General features: G+C 66.8%; 21 protein-coding genes and 4 pseudogenes. 3 read left to right on the top strand and 22 right to left on the bottom strand.

Features of this window, described 5'->3' with window-relative positions:
* Nucleotides 1–97 precede the first annotated feature (97 nt).
* The 18 genes and pseudogenes from NI18_RS09795 to NI18_RS09860 all read right to left on the bottom strand — a co-directional run bounded on the left by NI18_RS09795 (nucleotide 98) and on the right by NI18_RS09860 (nucleotide 17,516).
* Nucleotides 98–1,648, bottom strand: coding sequence for a beta-xylosidase (locus NI18_RS09795; protein WP_347574836.1), 1,551 nt, complete (start codon nucleotides 1,646–1,648; stop codon nucleotides 98–100).
* A gap of 159 nt (nucleotides 1,649–1,807) precedes the next feature.
* Complete coding sequence (locus NI18_RS27960; RefSeq protein WP_347574837.1) at nucleotides 1,808–2,563, bottom strand: tryptophan 7-halogenase; 756 nt, start codon at nucleotides 2,561–2,563, stop codon at nucleotides 1,808–1,810.
* Nucleotides 2,490–3,275 (bottom strand): annotated as a pseudogene (locus NI18_RS27965) (tryptophan halogenase family protein); the annotation flags it as partial. The gene NI18_RS27960 and the pseudogene NI18_RS27965, both read right to left, overlap by 74 nt.
* A 63-nt stretch (nucleotides 3,276–3,338) precedes the next feature.
* Nucleotides 3,339–3,518 (bottom strand): hypothetical protein, encoded by a 180-nt coding sequence (locus tag NI18_RS25630; protein ID WP_198526987.1) that lies wholly within the window; start codon nucleotides 3,516–3,518, stop codon nucleotides 3,339–3,341.
* Nucleotides 3,497–3,943, bottom strand: coding sequence for a tryptophan 7-halogenase (locus NI18_RS25635; RefSeq protein ID WP_198526988.1), 447 nt, complete (start codon nucleotides 3,941–3,943; stop codon nucleotides 3,497–3,499). The genes NI18_RS25630 and NI18_RS25635 overlap by 22 nt, the downstream gene beginning before the upstream one ends.
* Before the next feature lie 74 nt (nucleotides 3,944–4,017).
* A pseudogene (locus tag NI18_RS26835) lies at nucleotides 4,018–4,566 on the bottom strand (tryptophan 7-halogenase); the annotation flags it as partial.
* Nucleotides 4,472–4,885, bottom strand: a pseudogene (locus NI18_RS26840) (tryptophan 7-halogenase); the annotation flags it as partial. The pseudogenes NI18_RS26840 and NI18_RS26835, both read right to left, overlap by 95 nt.
* Nucleotides 4,886–4,940: 55 nt before the next feature.
* Nucleotides 4,941–7,592 carry a TonB-dependent receptor gene (locus tag NI18_RS09810; protein ID WP_084215138.1) on the bottom strand — a complete coding sequence of 884 codons (2,652 nt, stop codon included), beginning with the start codon at nucleotides 7,590–7,592 and terminating at the stop codon, nucleotides 4,941–4,943.
* Complete coding sequence (locus tag NI18_RS09815; protein ID WP_037529773.1) at nucleotides 7,526–8,098, bottom strand: TonB-dependent receptor plug domain-containing protein; 573 nt, start codon at nucleotides 8,096–8,098, stop codon at nucleotides 7,526–7,528. The genes NI18_RS09810 and NI18_RS09815 overlap by 67 nt, the downstream gene beginning before the upstream one ends.
* 406 nt (nucleotides 8,099–8,504) lie before the next feature.
* Nucleotides 8,505–10,549: pseudogene (locus NI18_RS09820) on the bottom strand (M13 family metallopeptidase).
* A gap of 60 nt (nucleotides 10,550–10,609) precedes the next feature.
* Complete coding sequence (locus NI18_RS09825) at nucleotides 10,610–11,734, bottom strand: ABC transporter permease (RefSeq protein WP_037529775.1); 1,125 nt, start codon at nucleotides 11,732–11,734, stop codon at nucleotides 10,610–10,612.
* Nucleotides 11,735–12,104: 370 nt separating this feature from the next.
* Entirely contained in the window at nucleotides 12,105–13,052 is a 948-nt protein-coding gene (locus NI18_RS09830) for an ATP-binding cassette domain-containing protein (protein WP_052149107.1), read from the bottom strand.
* A gap of 17 nt (nucleotides 13,053–13,069) precedes the next feature.
* Nucleotides 13,070–13,300, bottom strand: a complete 231-nt coding sequence (locus NI18_RS09835) for a helix-turn-helix transcriptional regulator (RefSeq protein ID WP_037529777.1) — start codon at nucleotides 13,298–13,300, stop codon at nucleotides 13,070–13,072.
* A complete protein-coding gene (locus NI18_RS09840) occupies nucleotides 13,300–13,821 on the bottom strand; it encodes a DUF2975 domain-containing protein (protein ID WP_037529790.1) in 522 nt (173 codons plus the stop codon). Before NI18_RS09840 ends, NI18_RS09835 begins: the two co-directional genes overlap by 1 nt.
* Nucleotides 13,822–14,022: 201 nt before the next feature.
* Complete coding sequence (gene lpdA, locus NI18_RS09845; protein ID WP_037529779.1) at nucleotides 14,023–15,417, bottom strand: dihydrolipoyl dehydrogenase; 1,395 nt, start codon at nucleotides 15,415–15,417, stop codon at nucleotides 14,023–14,025.
* Nucleotides 15,418–15,438: 21 nt separating this feature from the next.
* Nucleotides 15,439–15,780: an acyl-CoA thioesterase gene (locus NI18_RS09850; RefSeq protein ID WP_052149110.1), complete on the bottom strand. Its 342-nt coding sequence runs from the start codon at nucleotides 15,778–15,780 to the stop codon at nucleotides 15,439–15,441.
* 44 nt (nucleotides 15,781–15,824) lie between these two features.
* Nucleotides 15,825–16,037 carry a hypothetical protein gene (locus NI18_RS09855; RefSeq protein WP_037529783.1) on the bottom strand — a complete coding sequence of 71 codons (213 nt, stop codon included), beginning with the start codon at nucleotides 16,035–16,037 and terminating at the stop codon, nucleotides 15,825–15,827.
* A gap of 111 nt (nucleotides 16,038–16,148) precedes the next feature.
* On the bottom strand, nucleotides 16,149–17,516 hold the full coding sequence (locus NI18_RS09860; RefSeq protein WP_031439455.1) for a pyruvate dehydrogenase complex dihydrolipoamide acetyltransferase: 1,368 nt from the start codon (nucleotides 17,514–17,516) through the stop codon (nucleotides 16,149–16,151).
* A gap of 134 nt (nucleotides 17,517–17,650) precedes the next feature.
* On the opposite strand from NI18_RS09860, the gene NI18_RS09865 reads away from it, so the two are divergent.
* Together NI18_RS09865 and NI18_RS09870 are read left to right on the top strand one after the other, a co-directional pair.
* Nucleotides 17,651–18,106, top strand: a complete 456-nt coding sequence (locus NI18_RS09865; RefSeq protein WP_031394497.1) for a universal stress protein — start codon at nucleotides 17,651–17,653, stop codon at nucleotides 18,104–18,106.
* A gap of 94 nt (nucleotides 18,107–18,200) precedes the next feature.
* Complete coding sequence (locus NI18_RS09870; protein WP_031439456.1) at nucleotides 18,201–19,484, top strand: M20/M25/M40 family metallo-hydrolase; 1,284 nt, start codon at nucleotides 18,201–18,203, stop codon at nucleotides 19,482–19,484.
* 3 nt (nucleotides 19,485–19,487) lie between these two features.
* On the opposite strand, the gene NI18_RS22265 is transcribed toward NI18_RS09870, so the two are convergent.
* From NI18_RS22265 to NI18_RS09890, 4 genes are all read right to left on the bottom strand, one after another.
* Nucleotides 19,488–20,345: an RcnB family protein gene (locus NI18_RS22265; RefSeq protein WP_052149108.1), complete on the bottom strand. Its 858-nt coding sequence runs from the start codon at nucleotides 20,343–20,345 to the stop codon at nucleotides 19,488–19,490.
* Between the two features lie 130 nt (nucleotides 20,346–20,475).
* Nucleotides 20,476–20,943 carry a GAF domain-containing protein gene (locus NI18_RS09880; protein ID WP_037529784.1) on the bottom strand — a complete coding sequence of 156 codons (468 nt, stop codon included), beginning with the start codon at nucleotides 20,941–20,943 and terminating at the stop codon, nucleotides 20,476–20,478.
* A gap of 33 nt (nucleotides 20,944–20,976) precedes the next feature.
* A complete protein-coding gene (gene arfB / locus NI18_RS09885) occupies nucleotides 20,977–21,390 on the bottom strand; it encodes an alternative ribosome rescue aminoacyl-tRNA hydrolase ArfB (RefSeq protein ID WP_031394492.1) in 414 nt (137 codons plus the stop codon).
* Entirely contained in the window at nucleotides 21,383–22,108 is a 726-nt protein-coding gene (locus tag NI18_RS09890; protein ID WP_042466529.1) for an RNA pseudouridine synthase, read from the bottom strand. The genes arfB and NI18_RS09890 overlap by 8 nt, the downstream gene beginning before the upstream one ends.
* Before the next feature lie 46 nt (nucleotides 22,109–22,154).
* On the opposite strand from NI18_RS09890, the gene NI18_RS09895 reads away from it, so the two are divergent.
* Nucleotides 22,155–22,813 (top strand): M15 family metallopeptidase (locus NI18_RS09895; protein WP_084215139.1); only part of this gene is annotated, 659 nt, incomplete at its 3' end.

The following is a 22,813-nucleotide window of genomic DNA, read 5'->3' on the forward strand; positions in this document are numbered from 1 at the left end:
CCAGCCGCGCCGCGCCGACCCCCAAGGCGCCGAGCAGCGGTGCGGTCAGCACGTCACGCTTGCTAAATCCCGCCATGTCTTCTCCCCTTTTGCCCGATTATTGTTCGATGCCCGCGGTGCCTGCGGGTTCCAGCGTGACGAGCGCGATGTCGTTGCTGCGCATCGGCACCGTGACGCGCGTCGATCCGTTGCGACCCACCCGGACGGTCCGCGCCTGTTCGGGCAGGTCCTGCGTGGCCTGCTCGAGCCCCTTGCGCTGCGCGGCATCGAGCGACGCGGGCATGCCCATGTCGATATAGAGCGAGAGCGGGTCGTTCCGGCGATAACCGGTCCGGCGGATGGTCAGCCGGTACGTCCCCGCGGGCACGTGATCGAAGGTCAGCGCGATCGGCCGGGCCGCGACCGCGGGCACCTGCCGGGTGTAGAAGGGCTTGTTGCTCAGCGTCTGGACCGGCTGTTGCCAGTCCCAGACCACGGCCGCGATCCGCTGACCATCGGCGGCGGCGAGCACCGTGTCATCCGCCACGGGTATCGCGCGGCCCTTCAACGCGTTCAGATATTTATACGCGAACCAGGCCGGCTTGCGGATACCTTCGCGGTTCATCAACCCGAACCCGCCATGAAAGGGCGTCGGGGGCGGCCCCGGCTCCTCGAACAGGTCGGTATAGGTCCAGTAGCTCATACCCTGCGCATAGGCCCGCGACTGCTTCAGCTTGGTCAGGATGTACGGCGCGCTGATATAGCTGTCGTGGACGAAGTCGCGCGGCGTGTAGCTCGTGCTCCATTCGGTGAAGTAGAGCGGCAGCCCCGGATAGGCCGACGCCTCGATCTGCTCGCGAACGCGGCGCACGTCGCCGACCACCGCGTCGGGCGACGCCGACAGCTTGGTGTCCTGCTTGCCCTCCTCGTCGAGGAATCCGCCCTCGACGCCATAGGTGTGTGTCGTCACGAAATCGATCGGCACGGCGTTCCGCTTTGTAAAGGCGAGCAGCTCGGGCACCCAGGCCGCGCCCGCGGTCGATGGCCCGCCGACCCGCAACGCCGGATCGATCGCCTTGATCGTCCGCGCGGTGTCCGCATAGAGATCGAAATAGGCTTTCTGATCGGCCTTTTCCCAGAACCCGTCGAGATTGGGCTCGTTCCAGACCTCGAAATACCAGCGGCGAACCTCGTCGGCGCCATAACGCTGCCGAACATGGCGGACATAGGCATCGATCAGCCCGCGCCACAAAGCCGGATCGGGATGCGAGGTATTGCCCTTCCAGTAGAAGATCGTCTGCTCCGACGTCCGCATCGCATTGGGCGTGAAGCCGAGCTCGACGAAAGGCCGGATCTTCTTCGCCAGCAGCGCATCATAGAGCTGGTCGATCTTCGTCCAGTCATAGACGATCCCCGCATCCGTCTTGCGCACCGTGCCGAGGACATCGTGGAAGATGTCGTGGAAGCGGATGTAGCGGAAGCCGAGCTCGTCGACCGCGGTCTTGAGCTGCGCCTGGCTGTCGCTGCGGATCAGCGTGCCCGGGAAATCCGAGCCGATCGACAGGTCGAAGGATCGATCGACCGGATCTGCGGCCTTGGCGGCATCGATGACGACGCGGCGTTCGCCCCCACGGGCAACGGGTGCCGCTGCAGCCGGCAGAGTGCTCAACGCTACGACTATTGACGCAGCCATTCCCGCGCTCGACGCCCACCGCATACCCGCTCCCGTTCTTATACGAATTGCCATCATGGTAGCCCGATCAGGCGGAAGGGCAAGGTTTGTCCGACAAATAAGCTTTTTAGCGATCGCGGCGACGTGTAGCTCGGATCAGGCCGCGGTCCGCAGCGGTGCCGCACAATGCCGGGCGATGAAGTCGGCGTGGCGCGGCATCGCCTCGGCGGTCTTAGCGACCATCTCCCGCACATGGTCGAGGAACAGGGCGCTCTCCGCCACCGGCAGCCCTGCGGTCAGCGGATCGACCGACGCCGGCCGGATACCCTGCCCGAGCAGGACCGCGATCCAGCTGTCGGGCGTGAACAATTCGCCCTGTTCGCGGAAGATCCGCGCCCGTCCCGCCCAGAGATCGAGCTTGGCCTGCAGCGACGGCGGCAGCGTCATGCTCTGGCAATGACGCCAGAACGCCGAATCCGTCCGCGTCGTCGCATGGTAGTGAAGGATGATGAAGTCGCGGACCTGATCATACTCCCGGAGCATCTGCCGGTTATATTCGGCGATCTCGACCGCGCTGAACCCGGTATCGGGGAACAGGCTCATCAGCCGCGCGATACCCGACTGGATCAGATGGATGCTCGTCGATTCGAGCGGCTCGAGAAAGCCGCCGGCCAGCCCGATCGCGACGCAATTCCGGTCCCACAGCCGGTCGCGCCGCCCCGCGACGAACCGCAACTGGCGCGGATCGGCGAGCGGCGGGCCGTCCAGTCCGTCCAGCAGCACCCGCAGCGCGGTCTCGCGTCGACATGGTCGCTCGCATAAACATGGCCGTTGCGACGCGGTGCTGGAGCGGGATCCGCCAGCGCCAGCCGGCCGCTTCCGCGGTCGCGCGCGTATGCGGGGCCGGCGCATCGCGGGGTGCACTCGGCACCGCCCAGGCGCGATCGCACGGCAACCAGTGCTGCCAGCTCGTGAACCCGACGTCCATCGCGTCGCCGAGCAGCAGCGATCGAAACCCACTGCAATCGATGAACAGGTCTCCGTTGATCGCACGCCCGTCCGCGAGCCGGACCGCTTCGATGAAGCCAGTCCCGGCCTGCCGATCGACCGCCGCCACGCGCCCCTCGATCCGCACCACACCCGCCGCCTCGGCAAGGTCGCGCAGATATCTGGCATAGAGCGCGGCATCGAAGTGGAAGGCATAGGACAGCGTCGACAGGACCGATTGCGGATTGGCCGATGGTCGCGTGAAACGCCCATTGCGCGCCGCGACCGTGGACAGGCAATAGTCGCCGATAGGCCCCGGAATACCGGGTTGCGCGAGGCCGGCCTGACGCAGCCAGAGCTGATGGAAGGCCACCCCCTCGACGTCGCGGCCATGCGTGCCGAACGGGTGGAAATACGCGTCGCCCAGCCGCCCCCAGTCGCTAAACTCGATGCCCAGCTTGAACGTCGCCCCCGTCGCGCGGACGAAGTCGTCCTCGTCGATGCCGAGCATCCGGTTATAGTCGAGCAGCGAAGGGATCGTCGCCTCGCCCACCCCGACCGTGCCGATCTCCTCAGATTCAACCAGCGTCACCGCGACGCCGCTCTCGACCAGCCGCGTCATCGCGGCGGCGGTCATCCACCCCGCCGTCCCCCCCGCCGACGATGACGATCCGGGTGATGCGGGCCGGGCCGGGATCCGTCACGCCGCCGCTCGCGCACCGAAATGATGGTGCTGCGCATAGGTGAGCAGATCGCGGTTCGACGGCAGGTTGCGGACCGCATAGTCGGCCTGACGCCGGACCTCGGCAAACGCACGCCGCGCATCCTCGGCATAGCGCAGCGCGCCGGCCTTTGCGCTCAGGTCGGTTTTCCAGCCCATGCCGTACAGGACATATTGCCAGCTGCGTCGGTGAAGATGTCGACCTGCCCGTCGATGTCGAGCTCGTTGGGTGGCCGGAACCGCCACCGGTCGAGCAGCTCGAGCAGGCTGTCGGGGACCGAGGCGTCGGCCACATTGTCGCGCCAGAACGCCGTGTCGCGCCGTTCCGAGATGCAGTAATGCAGCTTGATGAAATCGAGCGCGCGCTCGTAGCGGCGTAGCATGTTGGCGTTGAACTGGCGCGCCGACGTCTCGTAGTCGCTGCCCCAGGGAAAGAGGTTCGCGATCATCCCCGCCGAGACCTCGGCAAAGGCGATCCCCGTCGCCTCGAGCGGCTCGAAAAACCCGCTCGACAGCCCGACCGCGACGCAATTCTTGACCCAGTTGACCTCGCGGTACCCCGCATCGAACTTGAAATGGCGCACCTCGGCCTCGTCGCCGCCCGCGCGAGATAGCCGCGCAACACGCGCTCGGCAGTCTCGTCGTCGCTATGGTCGGACGAATAGACATGCCCGATGCCACGCCTGCGATCGAGCCCGATGTCCCAGATCCAGCCCGACTCCTGCGCGGTGGAAATCGTATAGGATGCGATCGGATCGCCGGGTTTTGCATAAGGCAGCTGCGCGGCGATCGCGCGGTTGCAGAACAGCACGTCGCGGCAGGACCGGAACGGCACCTTCATCGCCTTGCCGATCAGTTCGGCACGAAAGCCCGTGCAATCAATATAGAGATCGGCGTCGAGCATCCCGTTCCGCTCGGTGCGCACCCCGCTGATCGCACCATCTTCCGCAAGCAGCACCTCGGACACGGTGTCGGTCAGATGCCAGACACCGTTCCTGACCGCATGCTCGCGCAACAGCCCGGCGAGCGCCACCGCATCGAAATGATACGCGTAGTTGAGCGGCCCGACATAATCGGGGTTGGTCGCGAGCTTGGGCGCGCATTGCGTCGGCGGCCTTTTTCTGCGGATTGGAAACCTCGTCCCAATTCTCCGCGCCGCCATGCCCCAGCAGCCAATAGGGCAGCAGGTCGAGCCCGTCGCTCGCATCGGCGACCTGGAACGGGTGTGAGTAATGATCGGTGCGGCCCTGTCCGGGCGCGTGGCGCCAATGGACGAACTTCGCCCCCTGCTTGAACGTCGCGCCGCATCGCCGGATCAGCTCGGCCTCGTCGATGCCGATCGTCGCCAACGTCCGCCGGATCGTCGGGAAGGTCCCTTCCCCCACGCCGAGGATGCCGATGTCCTTGGATTCGACCAGCGTGATCGAGACCCCGCCCGCCAGATCGGCGCCGAGCCGTTTCGCCAGATAACCCGCGGTCAGCCAGCCGGCGGTACCGCCGCCAACGATCAGGATCCTCTTCCGCATCACGCGCTCCGCTCCGTCCCCTGCCGACCGCGCGTCGACAGGGGACGCATCATCATCAGAAGGCGAGGTTTATGCCAGTGCTGATGCGGCGATCGGCCTGGAACCAGCTGCGCCCGACCAGCTTGCCGCCGGGATAACCACCCATCAGCGTCCGCTGCGTCGCGGCGGTCAGGTTGGTCCCCTGCACGCCGAACGAGAACTGGTCGTTCACCTTGAACCGCACACCCGCATCGACCGAGCCATAATTGCCGCCATAGATCGGCAACGCGATCTGCGTCGACGCATCTTGGCCGCCATCCCGGTTGGTCACGACGCCCGGCGCGCTGTAATACGTATATGTGCCGTTCGTGCCGTTGCTGTTCGTCGACAACAGATAGCGCGAGCGCCAGGAATAGGCGACGCGCAACGAGATCGGGTTGCGCTCGTACAGCAGCGTCGCGTTCAGATTATGCTTCGACAACCCGACCAGCGGCGCGTCGTTGCGAGCGGCGCCGGTGATGTCGCGATAGACATCGCCCGGATTGCTGCTCTTGATGAAGGTGTAGTTGCCCTCGAACCCGATCCCGGCAAGCGCACCGGGCAGCATGTCGAGGAAGAACCGGCCACCGGCCTCGACGCCCTTGACGGTCGCCGCCTTGGTCGAATTGACATAGTCGGTCGCCGACGCAGCCACATTCTCGGTCGTCCCGTCAGTGAACTGGATCGTGACCTGCCGGCTGGTCAGCGCATAGATCGGCAGGTTGGTCAGCCGCTTGTAGAACGGGGCCAGATGGAAGGACGTGCCCGCCCGGCCGTAATATTCGAGCGAGAGGTCGACATTATTCGACAGCGTCGGCTTCAGCAACGGATTGCCCGTGTCCGCGGTGAAGTTGTTGAACGTGCCGATCCCGCCGGGTGTCTGGCTGGGGGTCGTCGCCACGCCGATCGAACCCGACGCACGCAGCGCGTTGAAGCTCGGCAGATCCATCGTGATGTTGTACCCGCCGCGGACCTTGATCCGGTCGGTCGGCGAATATTCGAGATTGATCGACGGCAGCACGCGCGTGAAGTCCGCCTTGCCGCCGCGGGCGAGGAACGTGTTCGCCAGCGTCACCTGCGCGCCGTCGCGGATGAAGACGGTCCCGCCATTCTGCTGGATGAACCCGCTGCCTTCATTCTCGATATGCACGACACGCACGCCGACGTTACCGGAAATGCCGCGAGCGCCTTCCTCGGGCCCGAAGCGGAGCAGTGCATAGCCCGCGATATTCTCGGTACGGTTATTCACCTGATCGCCCGGCAGGACGAACCCGACAGGCCGGATCGCCAGCGTGCCGTCGGGGTTGAACTGGCCGCCATAGCCGGTGACCGGGAGCTGCCCCTTGGACGAGCAATTGCTATAGAGAGGGCTGGCCACGTTCGGTGTCGCGGGGTTGTTGTCGTCGTCAACGGTCGCAGGGCCGCAGAAGCCGGCGGGCGGTGCAGTCACCAGCCCGGTACGGTTTTCATTGAAGCGCGACGCCAGATCCTCCGATGCGAACATCAGGTTGCCCGGCAGCGTCGTGTTGCCACGGAAGAAGTCCTTGAATGCATGGCTGGCGACGTCGCCCGACGCTGCATTGGCATAGGTCAGCTGCGGATCGCCATTCCAGCCGCGACCCAGCGCGGTCCAGTTATAGCCGTTCGACAGATCGCGCTCGGTCCGCTTGGCATAGCGCCCGCCGACCTTGACCGACCGGAAGAAGCTGTTGTCGAACGTATATTCGGCATCGAGCTGCCCTGAATCGAGCCGCCCCTTGTTCCGTTCGTTGTGCGGCATCGACGCCGTCCAGAAATAATTGGCCGGATCGGCGAACGACGCCTGCGTCGCAGGACTGACGGTGATCTGCGGCAGGTCACCCGTCAGGTCCATGCCGAAGCTCTGGCCGAAGCCGACGTCGCGGAAGATGTCGAGACGATCATAGACCTGCCGCGAATCGACGCGCTGCAGCGATCCCTTCAGCGACACATGGCTGTCTGTGGGTGCCCAGACGAACGACAGCGAATAATCGCGCGTCCGCGTGTTGCTCTCGACGAACCCCTTGTTGCCGCTGCTGTTGACCGCCCCACCCGTCGGGGCAAACGTCGCCGTGTCGCGGTTGAACAGCGCGCTCGTCTTGGTGAGCAGGCCGTTGCTGTCGAACGAGCTGCTCGCCGGATCGACCGCCAGAGTCTGCGAATCCAGCTGCGTGCCGTAATCGCTCGACTGGCTCTTGTAGCGCGACTGGAAGAAGCTGCCGGTGAAGGTCAGCGATTCGGCCGGCTGCCACTGCGCCGCGCCATAGATGCCGTAGCGCTTGTACTGAAACGCCTCGTCGCCATAGGCGAAGCCGCTGGGGACGTACCGCTCGTTGCCATCGCTGAGCTTGGTCTTGAAATACGGGCTGACGCGGATGAACTGCGACAGCGAGCTGAACTGGCTGAACGCGACGTCGCCGAGCAGGCCGATCCGGCCGATCGGCGTATCGAACGAATCGGTGATCAGGACCGATCCCGACGGATCCGCCTTGTTCGCCATGTCGCCGAGCGCGAGTTCGCCGGTGCCAGCAATGTGGAACTTGCCGTTGAAGTCGAACGGCATCTTGGTGCGCAGATCGATCTGGCCGCCGGTGCCGCCTTCGATCAGGTCAGCCGTCGATGCTTGTAGACGTCGACCGCCGCCATCAGTTCGGGCGTGACATCGCTCCACAGGATTGCGCGGCCGTTGTTCGCGCTGAAGATCTCGCGGCCGTTCAGGCGCGACGCGACGCCCGTCAGGCCACGGACCTGCACGCCCGACCCCTGGACCGAATAATGGTCGGGATCGCCCAGTGCGGCAAAACGGACGATCGAGACGCCCGAGACGCGCTGCAGGACTTCGGTGATCGAGTTGTCGGGCAGCTTGCCAGCACCATCGGCGACGACCGAGTCGACGATCGTCTCGCTGCGACGCTTGCGCTCGTCCGCCGCCTCGAGCGCGGCGCGACGGCCGGTGATGACGATATCACCGTCCAAGGTCGCATCGGCCGCGGGTTGCCCGACCTCCTGTCCCGGCGTCGCGGCCTGGGTCGTGTCGGGCGACACGGTCTGCGTTTCCGCCTGCGCCCATGCAGCGCTGCCCGCGCCTGCTGCCAGCAACGCCGCAAGCGACACACCGACCCGCATCGCGATCGCCACACGCCCACGTGGCCCCGAATTCAGAACGAACGCCTTCATAACCCCTCCCCATGCCGCAGCGCATCAGACGCACCACATCAGCAACGGCGCATCTGTAAACGAATGCTACCGCTACCGCCGTTAGGCTGATCTGATTTAGAAGACAATAGAGACAAAGCGAGGATGTGAGACTTAAACGAAAGCAATCAAATCATAAATTGATTTTGTTAAACCTAAGCAAACAGGCAGCTGCGAGCCGAGTTTTGCGACACGAGTGCTTACCTTTGTTGCTGAGTACCCGCCGGCCCGTCAGGCTAGCTTGGTCCCGTATCCACTGGCCTCGTCGGGCGCAACGGCATTCGGGTCGCAGCCGGGCGCTATCTCGGATAGCGATATCACGGCCGGGTCGCGCGTGGTGCGCACAAGACAATCGGGGCGTGTGGACGGCCACACGCCCCGCGAAATGTTACCAGATATGGACGCGGTCGCCGGGCGCCAGATACAGCGCGTCACCGGGTTTGACCCCGAACGCCGTATACCAGGCATCGACATTACGGACGATCCCGTTGACGCGGTAGAAGGGCGGCGAGTGCGGATCGGTGAGCAGCCGCGCGCGCGCTGCGCCCTCACGCAGCTTTGCCTGCCACGCTTGCGCATAAGCAAGGAAGAATCGCTGGTCGCCGGTCAGCCCACCGATCACGGGCGCCTTGCCATGCTCCGCCTGGTATTTCTGATAGGCGGCATAGGCCGTCTCGACCCCACCCAGATCGCCGATATTCTCGCCCAGCGTCAACGCACCCTTCACGCGGACACCCGGGATCGGTTCATAGGCGTCAAACTGCTTCGACAGCGCGGCGGTGCGCTGCGTGAAGGCGGTGCGGGCGGCCGGCGTCCACCAGTTCTCGAACTTGCCCGTCGCGCTGAACTGGCTGCCCTGGTCGTCGAAACCATGCCCCATCTCATGCCCGATGATCGCGCCGATCGCGCCGTAATTGACCGCCGCGTCCGCCTTGGGATCAAAATAGGGTGGCTGCAGGATCGCCGCGGGGAAGGTGATCTGGTTGTTGAGCGGATCGTAATAGGCGTTCACCGTCTGCGGCGTCATGCCCCACAGCGTACGATCGACGGGCTTGCCGAGCCGCGAGAGGTCGAGCTGATGCTGGAATTCGCCCGCACGCATCGCATTGCCGACCGGATCGCCCCGGACGACGTTGAGCGATGAATAGTCGATATATTTGACCGGATGGCCGATCCGCGGATCGAACGCGGCGAGCTTGGCCAGCGCCTGGGTCTTGGTCGCGCCATCCATCCAGCTGTTCGCGGTGATCCGCTCCTTGTACGCCGCGCGCAGATTGGCGATCAACTCGCCCATCTTCGCTTCGCTCTCGGGCGGGTAATGCCGCTTCACATAGACTTCGCCGACGGCTTCACCCATCGTGCCGTTGACCAGCGCGATGCCGCGCTTCCACCGCGCGCGTTGCTCCGGCTGATCGGCCAGCGTCTTGCCGTAGAAATCGAACGTCGCCTGATCGAACGCCTTGGGCAGCGCACCGGCGCTTGCGGAGGCGAGGCGAAACTTCATCCAGTCCTGCCACGTCGACACGGGCGTCGCGGCAAAGATCTTGCCAAGCTCGGTCAGCGCGGTCGAGTTGGTCATGTAGACAACCGGGAATTGCGCATAGCCCGCGGTCGACAGCAACAGCGGCCAGTCGAAATCGGGCGCCAGCGCCTTGCGGCCCGCCGCATCCATCGGCTTCAGCATCGCCTGCAGGTCGCGCGACTGGACCGGCGACCACTGGACCTTGGCCATCGCGGTTTCGAGCGCGACGATCCGGTCCGCCCTGGCCGACGCATCCGCCACGCCGGACAGCGTCAGCATCTTCTCGACATAGGCGCGATACGCCGTGCGGAAGGTGTCGTACTTGGCGCCCTGCTCGAGATAATAATCCCGGCCGCCCATGCCGAGCGACCCCTGCCCTGCGGCCACCGCGTAGCGCTTCGGATCGGCGGGATCGGGCAGCTGACCGACCTCGACCGGCGACGCATAGCCGACCGTCGAGAACAAGGTCTGGAGCTTCTGCTTGTCGGTCGCGGCGTCGATCTTCGCGAAATAGGGCTTGAGCGGTGCGGCGCCGGCGCGCTCGATCGCGGCCTCGTCCATGAAGCTCGCATAGAGATCGCCGAACTGCTTGGCCCCGGCGCCGACCGCGGCGGGATCGCGCGCGGCATCGTCGAGGATCGCGCGGACCTGCTGCTCGGCTGATCCGCCAGGATCACGCTGCCGCCCGCGGACGTGCGATCCGGTGCGATCGCCGTACGCTTGTCCCAGGCGCCATTGGCGTGCGTCCAGAAATCGTCACCTGGCTTCACCGCCTTGTCGGCAGCGGTCAGGTCGATCCCGAAGCTGCCATAGCGCGCGCCGCCCGGCGCGCCGGTCTGGGCCAGCCCAGGTGCGGACAGGGCAAGCAGCGCCACCCCCAGCGACAGACGCGAAATACGATTGAACGACATCATAGCTCCTCCAGAAAACCGGGGTTGGATCCCCGAAATGATATGAACGGTACGCATGCGTCAGGCGGGCGTACGCTGCATCAACCGGGCCAGTGCGGCGAGGTTGGGCTTCTGCCCCGCATTGAGCAGGCTGGCGCGAAACACACGCGCGAGCAAGACGAACTCGATGCCGATGAACACCGCCAGCAGCACGCCGCTGCCGACGATCTCCATGGTCGAAACCCCGCTGCCGAGCCGCGCGAGCATCGTGAACGGCGTGTAGATCGGGATCCAGGTCAGCACCTTGATCGCGGTCGCGCCGCTGTTCGACAGGACGCCTTGCGCGACGACCGTGAACGGCATCGCGATGACCAGCAGCACGGGCGTCAGATAGCTCTGCGCATCACGCATCGAATCGCTCATCGCGCCGATCGCCAGCAGGATCATCGACACCATCAGATAGCCTGCGAGGAAGAAATACAGCATCACCAGGATGATCCAGGGCGAGGCGAGCGGCGCGAGTGCGACGTGCAGGAACGCGCCGACCGCGCCCTGCGTCGCCACCGCGGCACCGGTCGCGCACAGCCCCCAGACCAGGACCATCGTCAGCCCGACCGCGACCGTCCCCGCAAGCTTGCCATAGAGCAGCTCGTCGGGACTGATGCAGGCGAGCACCGTCTCGATCAGCTTGTTCGACCGCTCCTCGACCAGCCCCTGGAGGATCCAGTTGCCTGACAACAGCAGTGACATCAGCAGGATATAGGCGCTGAGCAACGGCACCACCGATCGCACGAGCATCCGTTCGCGCCCGCCCCCAGGCGCCGGGGTCGAGACCGCGATCGCCGGGACCAGACTGGTCGCGGTACGCGCCTGATCGCGCGCAAGCCCGGTCGACTCGAGATAGCCGGTGCGCAGGTCCTGCGTGAGCACGGTCTGCAAGGGCTGGACGAAATTCGCGCCGGGCTGCTCGCTCGACCACAGTCGCACGTCGGCGGTCTGCACGCCGAAGCCGCGCGGGATATAGACTGCATAGTCGAGCGGCTTGGCCGTCTTGTCGCCGAACTCGCCCGGCTGGAGCAGCGGCTTGAGCTGCGCATCGAGCGCGCCGGGCGCCGCGCGCGCGATGGCGGGCGGCGTCGGCAGGACCACGAAATCGGCGTCGGGCGCGTCGAACTTCGGCGTTTCCGAGGTCGTCGCCGGCCGCATCGCCGCCAGCGCGGCAGGCAGGCGCCCGCCTTGGCGAACGTCGCGACATCGGCATCACCGAACAGCCGGTCATGCTGCGCCCACAGCGCGCCCGGATCGGCGCGATCGAGCCCGTATCGCTGCGCGTAACGCGACAGCGCGGTCAGGACCCGCCGCTGGTGATCGGTATCGAGCCGCGCGCGGATCGCCGCCGCGGCACGGCCATCGGCATCGATCAGCATGACGCGCTGGGTCTTTTCGGACTGCGTCAGGCGGCTCGCGATCGGCCCGACCGCCAGTGCCAGCGGCAGGATCAGCAGCGTCAGCCAGAAGCTGCGCATGCCCGTGATCTGTCGGAACTCGCGCATCGCGACGAGCAGGATATTGTGGGTCATGCTGCATGCTCCGCCTTAGCCGGCTCGGCAGGCCCGGCTGGAGGGATGCCGACAAGATGGAGAAAGACGTCGTGCAGGCTGACGCGGTGCTGGTCGAACCGTCGCAGCGTCACGCCCTGCTCGGTCAGGCATTGCAGCACGTCGGCAGGATCGATCCCCTCGGCCAGCGTCACGTCATAATCGCGCCAGCCCTGCGCATCGGCCGCGCCGGGCTCCGCGCGCTCGACGCCAGGACATCGCATCGGCGTATCGCGCGCGACGATCGTCAGGCGGGCCGGCAACCGCCCGCGCGCCTCCGCCTGCGTGCCTTCGAACACCTTGCGCCCTTGCGAGAGCAGCAACAGCCGGTCGCACAGCCGCTCGGCATGCTGCATCACATGCGTCGAGAACACCACGGTCGCCCCGCCCCGTGCGGCCTCCAGGATCTCGTGTTCCAGCAGCCCCTGGTTCACCGGGTCGAGACCCGAGAAGGGTTCGTCGAGCAGCAGCAGCTTCGGGCCGTTGACCAGCGTCGCGGCGAGCTGGACCTTCTGCGCCATACCCTTGGACAGCTTGTCGATCTGCATCTTGGCCGATGCCGCAAGGCCGAACCGGTCGAGCAGCGCATGGCCCTTCGCGCGCGCTGCGACCGCCGACATGCCCTTCAGCCGCCCGAAATAGGTGACGGTGTCGATCGCGGTCATCCCGCGGTACAGCCCGCGTTCCTCGGGCATGAACCCCAGATCGGCGGCATTCTCGCGGCCAGGCGGACAGCCGAGTACCGATATCCGCCCCGCCGTCGGCCGCACGATATCGAGCACCATGCGCAGCGACGTCGTCTTGCCCGCGCCATTCCCGCCGAGAAAGCCGAAGATCTCCCCCGGCTGTACCGCAAAACTCAGCGCGTCGACCGCGGTCCTCTCGCCGAACCGTTTCGTCACCCCGTCCAGAACCAGTGCGTCCATCGGACCATCCCCCCCGTTTAAATTCCGTCTTCGCCCCGTTCATCCTCGTCGACGACCCGCAGCAGGTCGCCCGGCTGGCAGTCGAGCACGCGGCAGATTGCCTCCAGCGTCGTGAAGCGGATCGCCTTGGCCTTGCCCGTCTTCAGGATCGACAGATTGGCGAGCGTGATGCCGACCGCCTCCGACAACTCGGTCAGCGTCATCCGCCGCGCATGCAGCATGGCGTCCAGGCTGACCGCGACCGACATCAGACCGTCATCGCCAGGTCGTCGCGCATCCGCGCGCCGATCCGGAAGACGCGCGCGAGCACGAAGATCATCACGACCGCGATCCACCCGCCCAGCGACGGCGTCCATCCGGTCACGTCGAGCTTGAGCAGCGAAATCCAGCGGACCACGCCGCCAAAGGCGAGATCGAGGCATTGCAGCGCCAGCAGCGCCCAGCCAATCCGCGCGAGCCGCGTGGCATTGTCGTCGACGAACGGATCCCCCGCCTCGACCGTCGCGACGATGCGGAGCAGGTTCGAGAAGATCGGATGCAGCGCGACGCCGCCGGCAATGCCGACGAACAGCATCATGCGAATCGCCAGCACCGCCTGGTCCAGATCGAGCATCGCGCCGTATTTATGCGCCAGCCGCGCGCTCAACATGTCCTGCATCGGCCAGGACATCAGCAACGCCAGCGCGAACACCGCGGCGCAGACGATATTGAGGACGAGCATCAGCCGAAGCAGCCCCGTCGCCCCCCAAAGAACCCGATCCCTGTTCATCGCCGCCCCCGCCTGCATATTGCAAAACGATATGGATCCTATCGATAAACGGCAAGTCGATTCATTGGTCCAATTTGGTCGGGACGCTCATCGCCTCATGGCGACGGCAAAACGGCGCACGATCGGTCTGATCGCGCGCCGCATTGTGATCGGTGCCACCACCCGCCGCGCCGAAGCGGGGGTGACGTCACGCGGTCGGGCTCAGTAGTGGATCGAGCGGCCGTAGGCGCCCAGCACGCTCTCGTGCATCATCTCGCTGAGCGTCGGATGGGCGAACACCGTCTCCATCAGCTCGGCCTCGGTCGTCTCGAGCTGGCGCGCGACGACATAGCCCTGGATCAGTTCGGTGACTTCCGCGCCGACCATGTGCGCGCCGAGCAGCTCCCCGGTCTTCGCGTCGAACACCGTCTTCACGAAGCCCTCGGCCTCGCCGAGCGCGATCGCCTTGCCGTTGCCGATGAACGGGAATTTGCCGACCTTCAGCTCGTACCCGGCTTCCTTGGCCTTCGCCTCGGTCATGCCGACGCTCGCGACCTGCGGGCGCGAATAGGTGCAGCCGGGGATATTGGCCTTGTCCATCTGGTGCGGCGACCCGCCCGCGATCTTCTCGACCGCGATGATGCCCTCATGGCTGGCCTTGTGCGCGAGCCACGGCGCGCCGGTGACGTCGCCGATCGCCCAGATGCCGTCGACATTGGTGCGACCATAGCCGTCGGTCTTGATGTGCCCGCGGTCGGTCTCGACGCCGAGCGCTTCCAGCCCGATATTCTCGGTGTTGGGGACGATGCCGATCGCGACGATTGCGTGGCTGAACGTCTCCTCGACGACCTTGCCGTCCTTGTGCTTGATCTTCGCGGTGACGCCGCTGCCCGATGGCGCCAGGCCTTCGAGGCCGGTGCCGGTCAGGAGCTTTATCCCCTGCTTCGTCAGCGCCTTGTCCATGAACGCGGAGACTTCCTCGTCCTCGACCGGCAGGATCCGCGGGAGCATCTCGACGATCGTCACATCGGCGCCCATGTCGTTGTAGAAGCTGGCGAATTCGACGCCGATCGCGCCCGATCCGATGACCAGCAGCTTGGTCGGCATCTCGGTCGGCACCATCGCGTGGCGATAGGTCCAGATCGTCTTCCCGTCGGCCTTGGCGAACGGCAGGTCGCGCGCGCGCGCGCCGGTCGCGACGATGATGTTCTTGGCCTCGAGCTCGACGGTCTTGTCGCCCTGCTTGACGCTCAGCTTGCCCTTTGCGGTCACGGTGCCGACGCCTTCGACGACGGTCACCTTGTTCTTCTTCATCAGGCCCTTCACGCCCGCATTCAGCTGGCCCGCGACCTTGCGGCTGCGGTCGACGACCTTGGCGAGATCGAAGCCGACATTGTCCGCCTTCAGGCCATAGCTCTCGGCATTCTGCATGTAGTGATAGATTTCCGACGTGCGCAGCAGCGCCTTGGTCGGGATGCAGCCCCAGTTGAGGCAGATGCCGCCCAGGCGCTCGCGCTCGACGATCGCGACCTTGAGGCCGAGCTGGCTCGCGCGGATTGCCGCGACATAGCCGCCGGGGCCCGAACCAAGGATGACCAGATCATAGGTGTCAGCCACGTGGAGAGTCCTTCAAGTGAATCAGTTGGAAGCGGGCGGCACGGGCCGCGGTTTGCGGTCGTCGCAGACCGCGACGAAGATGAAGCGCGCCTGTGTCACCTTGCAGCTGTCGTTGCTGTGCCGCGCGCGGCGCCATGCCTCGACCTCGATCGTCATTGAGGTGCGACCGACCGCGATCAGCTCTGCATAGACCGACACTTCGTCGCCGACGACGACGGGCATGTGGAATTTCATCGCATCGGCCGCGATCGTGACCGCGCGACCGCCGCTGCGCCGCGACGCCACCGACCCCGCGGCGAGATCCATCTGCCCCATCAGCCATCCGCCGAAGATGTCGCCGTAAGGGTTGGCATCGGCGGGCATCGCGGTGACGCGGATCGTCGGCGCCTTGTCGGGGGGCAGGTCGGTCACGCGTGGCTCCTGCTGGTCTGTCGGTCGAGGATGCGGGCCTGCCGCAGCGGCCCGATCCCCATGATCACGGTCACGACCATCGCCGCCGCCCCGCACCACCAGATCACGTCCTGCCCGAGCGGATAGGACCAGGCCGCCGCCCAGGTGATCGCGACCGCGACGCCGAGCCCGACGAGGATATGCAGGATCTCGATGAGCGTCCTGATCATGACGCGCGCCGGCCCGACCCCGTTCGTGCCGAGCGAAGTCGAGGCCCATGGGACACATGCCCTTCGACTTCGCTCAGGGCGAACGGGAGAGGGGCCACAGCGGTCACGGTCTTACGCCAGCATGCCCAGCGGGTTTTCGACCAGATGCTTGAACGCCTTCATGAACTGCGCGCCGTCCGCGCCGTCGATCGCGCGGTGGTCGAAGCTGCCGGTCGCCGACATAACGGTCGCCACGGTGAGCTCGTCGCCGATCACATAGGGACGCTTCTCGCCCGCACCGATCGCGAGGATCATCGCCTGGGGCGGGTTGATGACCGCGTCGAACTGCGTGATGCCGAACATGCCCATGTTGCTGATCGAGGCGGTGCCGCCCTGATATTCCTCGGGCTTCAGCTTGCCGTCGCGTGCGCGGGCGGCGAGGTCCTTCATCTGCGTCGAGATCGACGACAGCGAGGCGGTGTCCGCACCGACGATGATCGGCGTGATCAGACCCGACGGCGTGCTGACCGCAACCGAGATGTCGGCGCGCTGGAAGCTGATCAGCTGGTCGGGCGTGAACATCACGTTGCAGGTCGGGACCTGCATCAGCGCGACGGCCTGCGCCTTGATCAGCAGATCGTTGACCGACAGCTTCACGCCGCGCGCTTCGAGGCTCTTGTTCAGCTCGCCGCGCAGCTTGAGCAGCGCGTCGAGACGCACGTCCACGGTCAGGTAGATGTGCGGAACGGTCTGCTTCGATTCGGTCAGGCGGCGCGCGATCGTCTTGCGCACGTTGCTGAGCTTGGTCGACTCGTGCGGGATATCCGGCACGACCGCGGGCTTGGCTGCGGGTGCTGGCGCGGCAGCGGAGGCGGCCGGTGCGGCGGCTTCGGTCGCGGCGGCAGGTGCGGCCCCGGGCTTCGCGCTGTCGACATCAGCCTTGACGATGCGACCCTTCGGCCCCGAACCCGACACCGAACCAAGGTCGATCCCCTTGTCGGCGGCGAGGCGGCGGGCGAGCGGGCTCGCCTTCACACGATCACCGCTGGCGGGCTTCGAATCGGGCTTGGACTCGGATGCGGCGCCCGCATCGGCGGGACGACCATGATCCTCGGCCGACGTCTCGGTCCGGGCGACGGGCTTGGCCTCGCTGCCGGTGTCGTTGGGATCCTTGGGATCGGGCTTGGCCTCCGATTCCTTGGCCGCGGGGACGGGCGTCTCGCTCTTGGTCGGCGCGGACACCGAGGACGCATCCTCGCCTTCCTCGGCCAGGATCGCGATGACGGTGCCGACCTTCACATTGTCGGTCGCCTCGGCCACCAGGATCTTGGCGATCACGCCTTCGTCGACCGCTTCGAATTCCATCGTCGCTTTGTCGGTCTCGATCTCGGCCATGATGTCGCCGGACTTCACCGTATCGCCTTCCTTCACCAGCCATTTGGCGAGGGTGCCCTCCTCCATGGTCGGCGACAGGGCAGGCATTTTGATCTCGATCGACATGGAGGTCCCCAGGGCGTTACGTAACGGCATGCCTACTCGCGCCCCCGCCCGTCCGGGTCAACCCCGCGAAGCCGCCTTCCCCTTGCGCGAACCGCATCTGCACGGCACCTAAGCCCGATAAACAGGGGAATATGATGCGTGTCTATCTGGTGGTCATCGACGAGTCGCCCGAGGCCGGTATCGCGTTGCGCTTCGCGGCGCGACGCGCGGTGAAGACCGGCGGCGGCGTCGAGATCCTCACGCTGATTCCGCCGCAGGAATTCATCGCGTTCGGCGGTGTCCAGGCGACGATCGAGGAGGAGGCGCGGCTCCACGCCGAGGGCCTCGTCGCGGCTGCGGCGGGCACGCTGATTGAGGAATCGGATCTGCGCCCGTCGATCACCGTGCGCGAGGGCGAAGGCCCCAAGATCATCCGCGAGATGATCGCTGCCAACCCCAATATTGCCGCGCTGGTGCTCGGCGCCGCGGCGAGCGGTGCGCCGGGTGCGCTGATCGCGCATTTTTCCGGCACCGATGCGGGTGCGCTGCCCGTGCCGGTCATGATCATCCCGGGGTCGCTGACCAGCGAGGCGATCGACCGGCTCAGCTGACGGCGGCGGGAGATGACGGCGGCAAAGGGCTAAACCAAGCGAATCCAACACTCCCCGCTTGAGCTCCCCGGCCGAAGCCGCCACGGTGACGCCGATGCCGATCCTCGCCCTCCCGCTGCTCGCCGCAGCCGCCGCCGCGCTTCCCGCGCCCTCCGCCACCCGCCTCAAGGCCGATGTGACCGCGATGGTCGGGTTCGGCACGCGCCACACCGCATCGACCACCACCGATCCGAAGCGCGGCATCGGCGCCGCACGCAGCTGGGCTGCGGCGCGCTTCGCCGAGATCGGCCGCGCCTGTGGCGGCTGCGTCACGGTCGAGCGGATCGGCCGCACCGTGTCGGGTCCGCGCGCACCGACCGGCGTCTATGTCGAGGACGTGCTGGGCATCCAGAAGGGGCGCGACCCGAATCGCGTCGTGATCGTCGGCGCGCATATCGACAGCCGTGTGACCGACGTCATGAACGTGACGAGCGACGCGCCCGGCGCGAACGACAATGCGTCGGGCGTCGCGCTGGTGCTCGAAGCCGCCCGCGCGCTGTCAAAGCGGCAGTTCGACGCGACCATCGTCTATGCGGTCTTTTCGGGTGAGGAACAGGGGCTGTGGGGCGCCGAGCTGCTCGCCGACACCGCCAAGGCGCGCGGCTGGACCGTCACCGCGATGCTCAACAACGACATTGTCGGCAACACGATCGGCCAGGGCGGCGTCCGCATGGCGTCGAGCGTCCGCGTCTTTTCCGAAGGCATTCGCGCATCCGAAGACCTTGCCGCGCAGATCGGTCGTCGCGCCGAGGGTGGCGAGGACGATGGCCCCAGCCGCGCGCTCGCCAAGACGATCGACGGCGTCGCGGGCACGATTCCCGGCGGGCTCGACGTGATGCTCGACCGTCGCCCCGACCGGTTCGGCCGCGGCGGCGATCACGAACCCTTTCTGAAGCTCGGCTATCCCGCGGTGCGCTTCTCGGTCGCGGCGGAGAATTGGGATCGCCAGCACCAGGACCTGCGCACCGAAAACGGCGTCGACTATGGCGACACGATCGCCGGGATGGACTTCCCCTATCTGGCCAAGGTGACCGCGATCAACATCGCCACGCTCGCCCGCCTCGCCGCCGCGCCCGCGGCACCGGGTGACGTATCGATCGCCGGTGCCCTGTCGCGCGACACCCAGGTCAAATGGGCCGCGGTTCCGGGTGCGGCAGGCTACCGCGTCCGCTGGCGGCGCAACGACACGCAGGACTGGAAGGACGTGCGCGACGTCACCGGCACCGAGACGCTGCTCGCCCAGACCCCCGTCGACGACCATTTCGTCGGCGTGTCCGCACTCGGCGCGGATGGCAGCGAGAGCGTCGTCAGCTTCGCGGGCCGCGAACGCCGCCGCTGAGCGCTAGCGCGCCGACCCCAGGGTGCCGCCCCGCGTCCGGCCCGGTCCACGACGCGGGGTCGTCCGCCGGTAGGTCACGGGTTCGGTGATATATTCGGTCGTCGTCGTGGTCGTCGTGACCGGCACCGACTGGACGGTGACCGTCGTCGTCCCGTCGCCGGCATAGGCTGTGCCGCCGGGATAGCCGCCGCCGGTGGTCGTCACGGTGGTCATCCCGTCGGGCGACACCCATGTCCCGCCACGCTGCTGCACGGGCGGCAATGGCTGGTCGCGATAGGCGGCCCCCGCAAAGTCCGGCGCCGCTTCGACGCGGGTCGTCACATAGGTCCGCCGCGTTACCGGCCGCGGCTGGCGGCGGGCATAGACCCGGTCGTCCGCCCGCCCGTCGAAGCTTTGCACGTCATAGCGCGGGGCGGCATCGCCTCCATTCGCGCCGTCCCATTCGACCCCGGTACGCGTATCGAAGATCGATCCCCGCGCATCGATCAGCACCGCGTCGTCGAAATAGCGCGTCCAGCGATAGCCCGGCGGCGGCGGTGCCAACCCATAGTCGCGCCAGTCGACGATCCCGAACCGGGGCGCGATCCAATAGGCCGGCAGCGCCCAACCCCGGTACGGCCGACGATAACCGCTCCAGCCGCCCGGCGCGTTCGCCCCGGCCGACCAGCCACCATCGACGCTGCTGCCCCGGCGCGCGTCGCTGGACGCGGCGGGCTCCGGGTTTACGCTGACCGCGCTGCGGGCAGGAACGGAATAGGTCGCACCGGGCCGCGATGCCCCGTCCGGACGCCGCTGCGCCTCGGCCGTCGTGCCCGCCACCGCCATGATCAGTGCGAGACCGACGATCACCTTCATGCGCATGACATCTTCTCCCCTGACGCACGACACGCTCCAGGGCCGCGTCCTATGCTGACGCAGTGCGTACCAAAGCCGCCCCAGCGCGGCCAGCCGCAACCCGGTCCCGATTCGGAGCAGGCGTCAGGTCCGGGGGTCAGCCGATCCGTGACGCCAGCAACGCGACCAGCGCCTCGCACCCGGCCGCATCCTCGGCATCGAACCGTGCCGGCTCGGGGCTGTCGAGATCGAGCACGCCGATCAACCGGCCGTCGCTGACGACCGGCACGACGAGCTCGGACCGGCTCGCCGCGTCGCAGGCGATATGCCCGGGAAACGCATGGACGTCCTCGACCAGCTGCGTCGTCCGCTCCGCCGCCGCAGTGCCGCACACGCCCTTGCCCATCGCGATCCGGATACAGGCGACCTTGCCCTGGAACGGCCCCAGGACCAGCTCGCCCTCGACCGCACGATAGAAGCCCGCCCAGTTGAGATCGGGCAGATATTCCCAGACCAGCGCGGCCGCATTCGCCATGTTCGCGATCGGATCGCGCTCGTCCACGGTCAGCGCGTCGAGCGCCGCGAGCAGGTCGCGGTACAGATCGGCCTTCGAACCGCCGGAAATATCGACTGGTACATCGTCGCCTCTTGTCTGCGGTTAGTCTTCGCGAACCCGCCCGCGCCCGGCCTTGACCGAACTGCGGACCTTCTTCGTATCCACCCGCCGTGCCTTGGCGGCCCTGGACGGCTTGGTCTTGACCCGGTGCGCGTCGCGGTGCTGCGCCTGCGCGATCAGTTCGAGCACGCGGTCGCGCGCATCGGCGCGATTGGCCTCCTGCGTGCGAAACCGACGCGCTGTGATGACAAGCACCCCCGCCGCGGTCATCCGGCTGCCCGCGACCAGCTTCAGCCGGCGATAGGTTTCGGGGTGCAGGCCCAGCGCGAATATGTCGACGCGCAACTGGCACGCGGTCGCCACCTTGTTGACGTTCTGCCCGCCCGGCCCCGAGGCCGCGAGGAACTTCTCCTCGATCGCCCCCTCAAGCAGGGAGGCGTCGATCACGTCAGCCATTATCGGGTTCGGGACGCGGATCCGGCGCGGACGCGTCCTGCGGGGACGGCGTCGCCTCGACGCCCGGTTCCTCGCCGAAGCCCGCGGTCGCGAACCGTTCTGGCAGCGGCGCGATACCGACGACATCGGCCTTGCCCGGCCGCGGTACAACCAGCCGCTGCGCGTGGAGCATCATGCCCAGGCGATCCTTCTGCCCATAGACCGGATCCCCGACGACCGCTGCGCCGAGGCCCAGCGCGGCATGAACACGGATCTGGTGCGTCCGCCCGGTCTGGGGGATGAATTCGACCAGCGAGCGCCCATCGCGCGTCGCGAGCACGCGCCAGCCGGTGCGCGCCGCCTTGCCCTTGGCGTCCTCGACCATCCGCCAGCCCTCTTCGGCGCTGCTGATCTTGCCGAGCGGCATGTCGATCGTTCCGGTTTCCTCGGCAGGGACACCGTCGAGCACCGCCAGATAGCGCTTCGAGACCAGGCCCTGCTCGAACGCCTGCTGCAACCGCGCATGCGCCTTGGGATTGCGCGACAGCAGCAGGCAGCCGCTCGTGTCGCGATCGAGCCGGTGCACCGGCATCGGCCAGCGCTGGAATCCAAATTTGAGACTTTCGAGATGATTCTCGAGGCTCAGCGAGCCGTCACGAGGAGGATCGACCGGCAGCCCGGCGGGCTTGTCGATGATCAGGGCCTCGCCGTCGAGGAAAAGTACGCGTTCACCATGCATGTGCCGCCCTTGCCAGCATCTGCGCCCGCATGCCAGAGCCCGCACGATGTTGCGTAGCCCCCTAGTTCTTTCATTGCTGCTGATCCCGGCCGCCGCCAATGCGCAACTCTGCGCCGGACAGAGCGCGGCGATCGCCGCCGATGGTCGCGCATTCGGGCATCTGCCTTACGGCGACGCCGCCCCGTCCGAGCTGGTCGCCGCCCCGTCCGACTTCGGCGTCCGCCAGACCTGCGTGGTCCGCCGCGACATGCTGCCCGACCTGCTTCGCCTGCTCGCTGCGGCCAAATCAGACCCGGCGGTGATGGGGGAATTGCGCGGCCTGTCGTGCCAGCGTTCGATCGCGCAGCAGCGCAGCGTGTTCTGCCGCGAGTCGGAAACATCGGCAGCCGAACGCGCAATCTCGGTCGCGCCGCCGGGCTATAGCGAACATTCGACTGGCTATGTCGTCGACTTCGCCATCCGGCCAGCCAATGGCTGTCGCGATGCCGAGGCGTGCATGGCGGCAACTCCCGCCGCGCGCTGGCTGCGCGCGAACGCGACGCGGTTCGGATTCGAACAATCCTTCCCCGGCGGGAACAAGCAGAACGTCAAATGGGAGCCATGGCACTGGCGCTGGGTCGGCGCGACCGCCGATGCACCCGGCGCGGCAAAGGCGCGCTTCGTGTTCGCCAGGGCGCGGCGGCTCTATCCCGCCGACCCGGCGAT

The sequence above is a fragment of the Sphingomonas sp. Ant20 genome, from assembly GCF_000783375.1.
GTDB classification, from domain to species: domain Bacteria; phylum Pseudomonadota; class Alphaproteobacteria; order Sphingomonadales; family Sphingomonadaceae; genus Sphingomonas; species Sphingomonas aerolata.

Excerpts from the sequence above, each read along its gene's own strand:
- NI18_RS09855 (WP_037529783.1), bottom strand. The coding sequence starts at position 16,037 with ATGATCAGGACGCTCATCGAGATCCTGCATATCCTCGTCGGGCTCGGC.
- NI18_RS22265 (WP_052149108.1), bottom strand. The coding sequence starts at position 20,345 with ATGCGCATGAAGGTGATCGTCGGTCTCGCACTGATCATGGCGGTGGCG.
- NI18_RS09870 (WP_031439456.1), top strand. The coding sequence starts at position 18,201 with ATGCCGATCCTCGCCCTCCCGCTGCTCGCCGCAGCCGCCGCCGCGCTT.
- NI18_RS25630 (WP_198526987.1), bottom strand. The coding sequence starts at position 3,518 with ATGGGCTGGAAAACCGACCTGAGCGCAAAGGCCGGCGCGCTGCGCTAT.
- NI18_RS09825 (WP_037529775.1), bottom strand. The coding sequence starts at position 11,734 with ATGCGGCCGGCGACGACCTCGGAAACGCCGAAGTTCGACGCGCCCGAC.
- NI18_RS27960 (WP_347574837.1), bottom strand. The coding sequence starts at position 2,563 with ATGCGCCGGCCCCGCATACGCGCGCGACCGCGGAAGCGGCCGGCTGGC.
- NI18_RS09860 (WP_031439455.1), bottom strand. The coding sequence starts at position 17,516 with ATGTCGATCGAGATCAAAATGCCTGCCCTGTCGCCGACCATGGAGGAG.
- NI18_RS09840 (WP_037529790.1), bottom strand. The coding sequence starts at position 13,821 with ATGAACAGGGATCGGGTTCTTTGGGGGGCGACGGGGCTGCTTCGGCTG.
- NI18_RS09890 (WP_042466529.1), bottom strand. The coding sequence starts at position 22,108 with ATGCATGGTGAACGCGTACTTTTCCTCGACGGCGAGGCCCTGATCATC.
- NI18_RS09865 (WP_031394497.1), top strand. The coding sequence starts at position 17,651 with ATGCGTGTCTATCTGGTGGTCATCGACGAGTCGCCCGAGGCCGGTATC.
- NI18_RS09850 (WP_052149110.1), bottom strand. The coding sequence starts at position 15,780 with ATGCCCGCCGATGCCAACCCTTACGGCGACATCTTCGGCGGATGGCTG.
- NI18_RS09835 (WP_037529777.1), bottom strand. The coding sequence starts at position 13,300 with ATGTCGGTCGCGGTCAGCCTGGACGCCATGCTGCATGCGCGGCGGATG.
- NI18_RS09830 (WP_052149107.1), bottom strand. The coding sequence starts at position 13,052 with ATGGACGCACTGGTTCTGGACGGGGTGACGAAACGGTTCGGCGAGAGG.
- NI18_RS09815 (WP_037529773.1), bottom strand. The coding sequence starts at position 8,098 with ATGAAGGCGTTCGTTCTGAATTCGGGGCCACGTGGGCGTGTGGCGATC.
- arfB (WP_031394492.1), bottom strand. The coding sequence starts at position 21,390 with ATGGCTGACGTGATCGACGCCTCCCTGCTTGAGGGGGCGATCGAGGAG.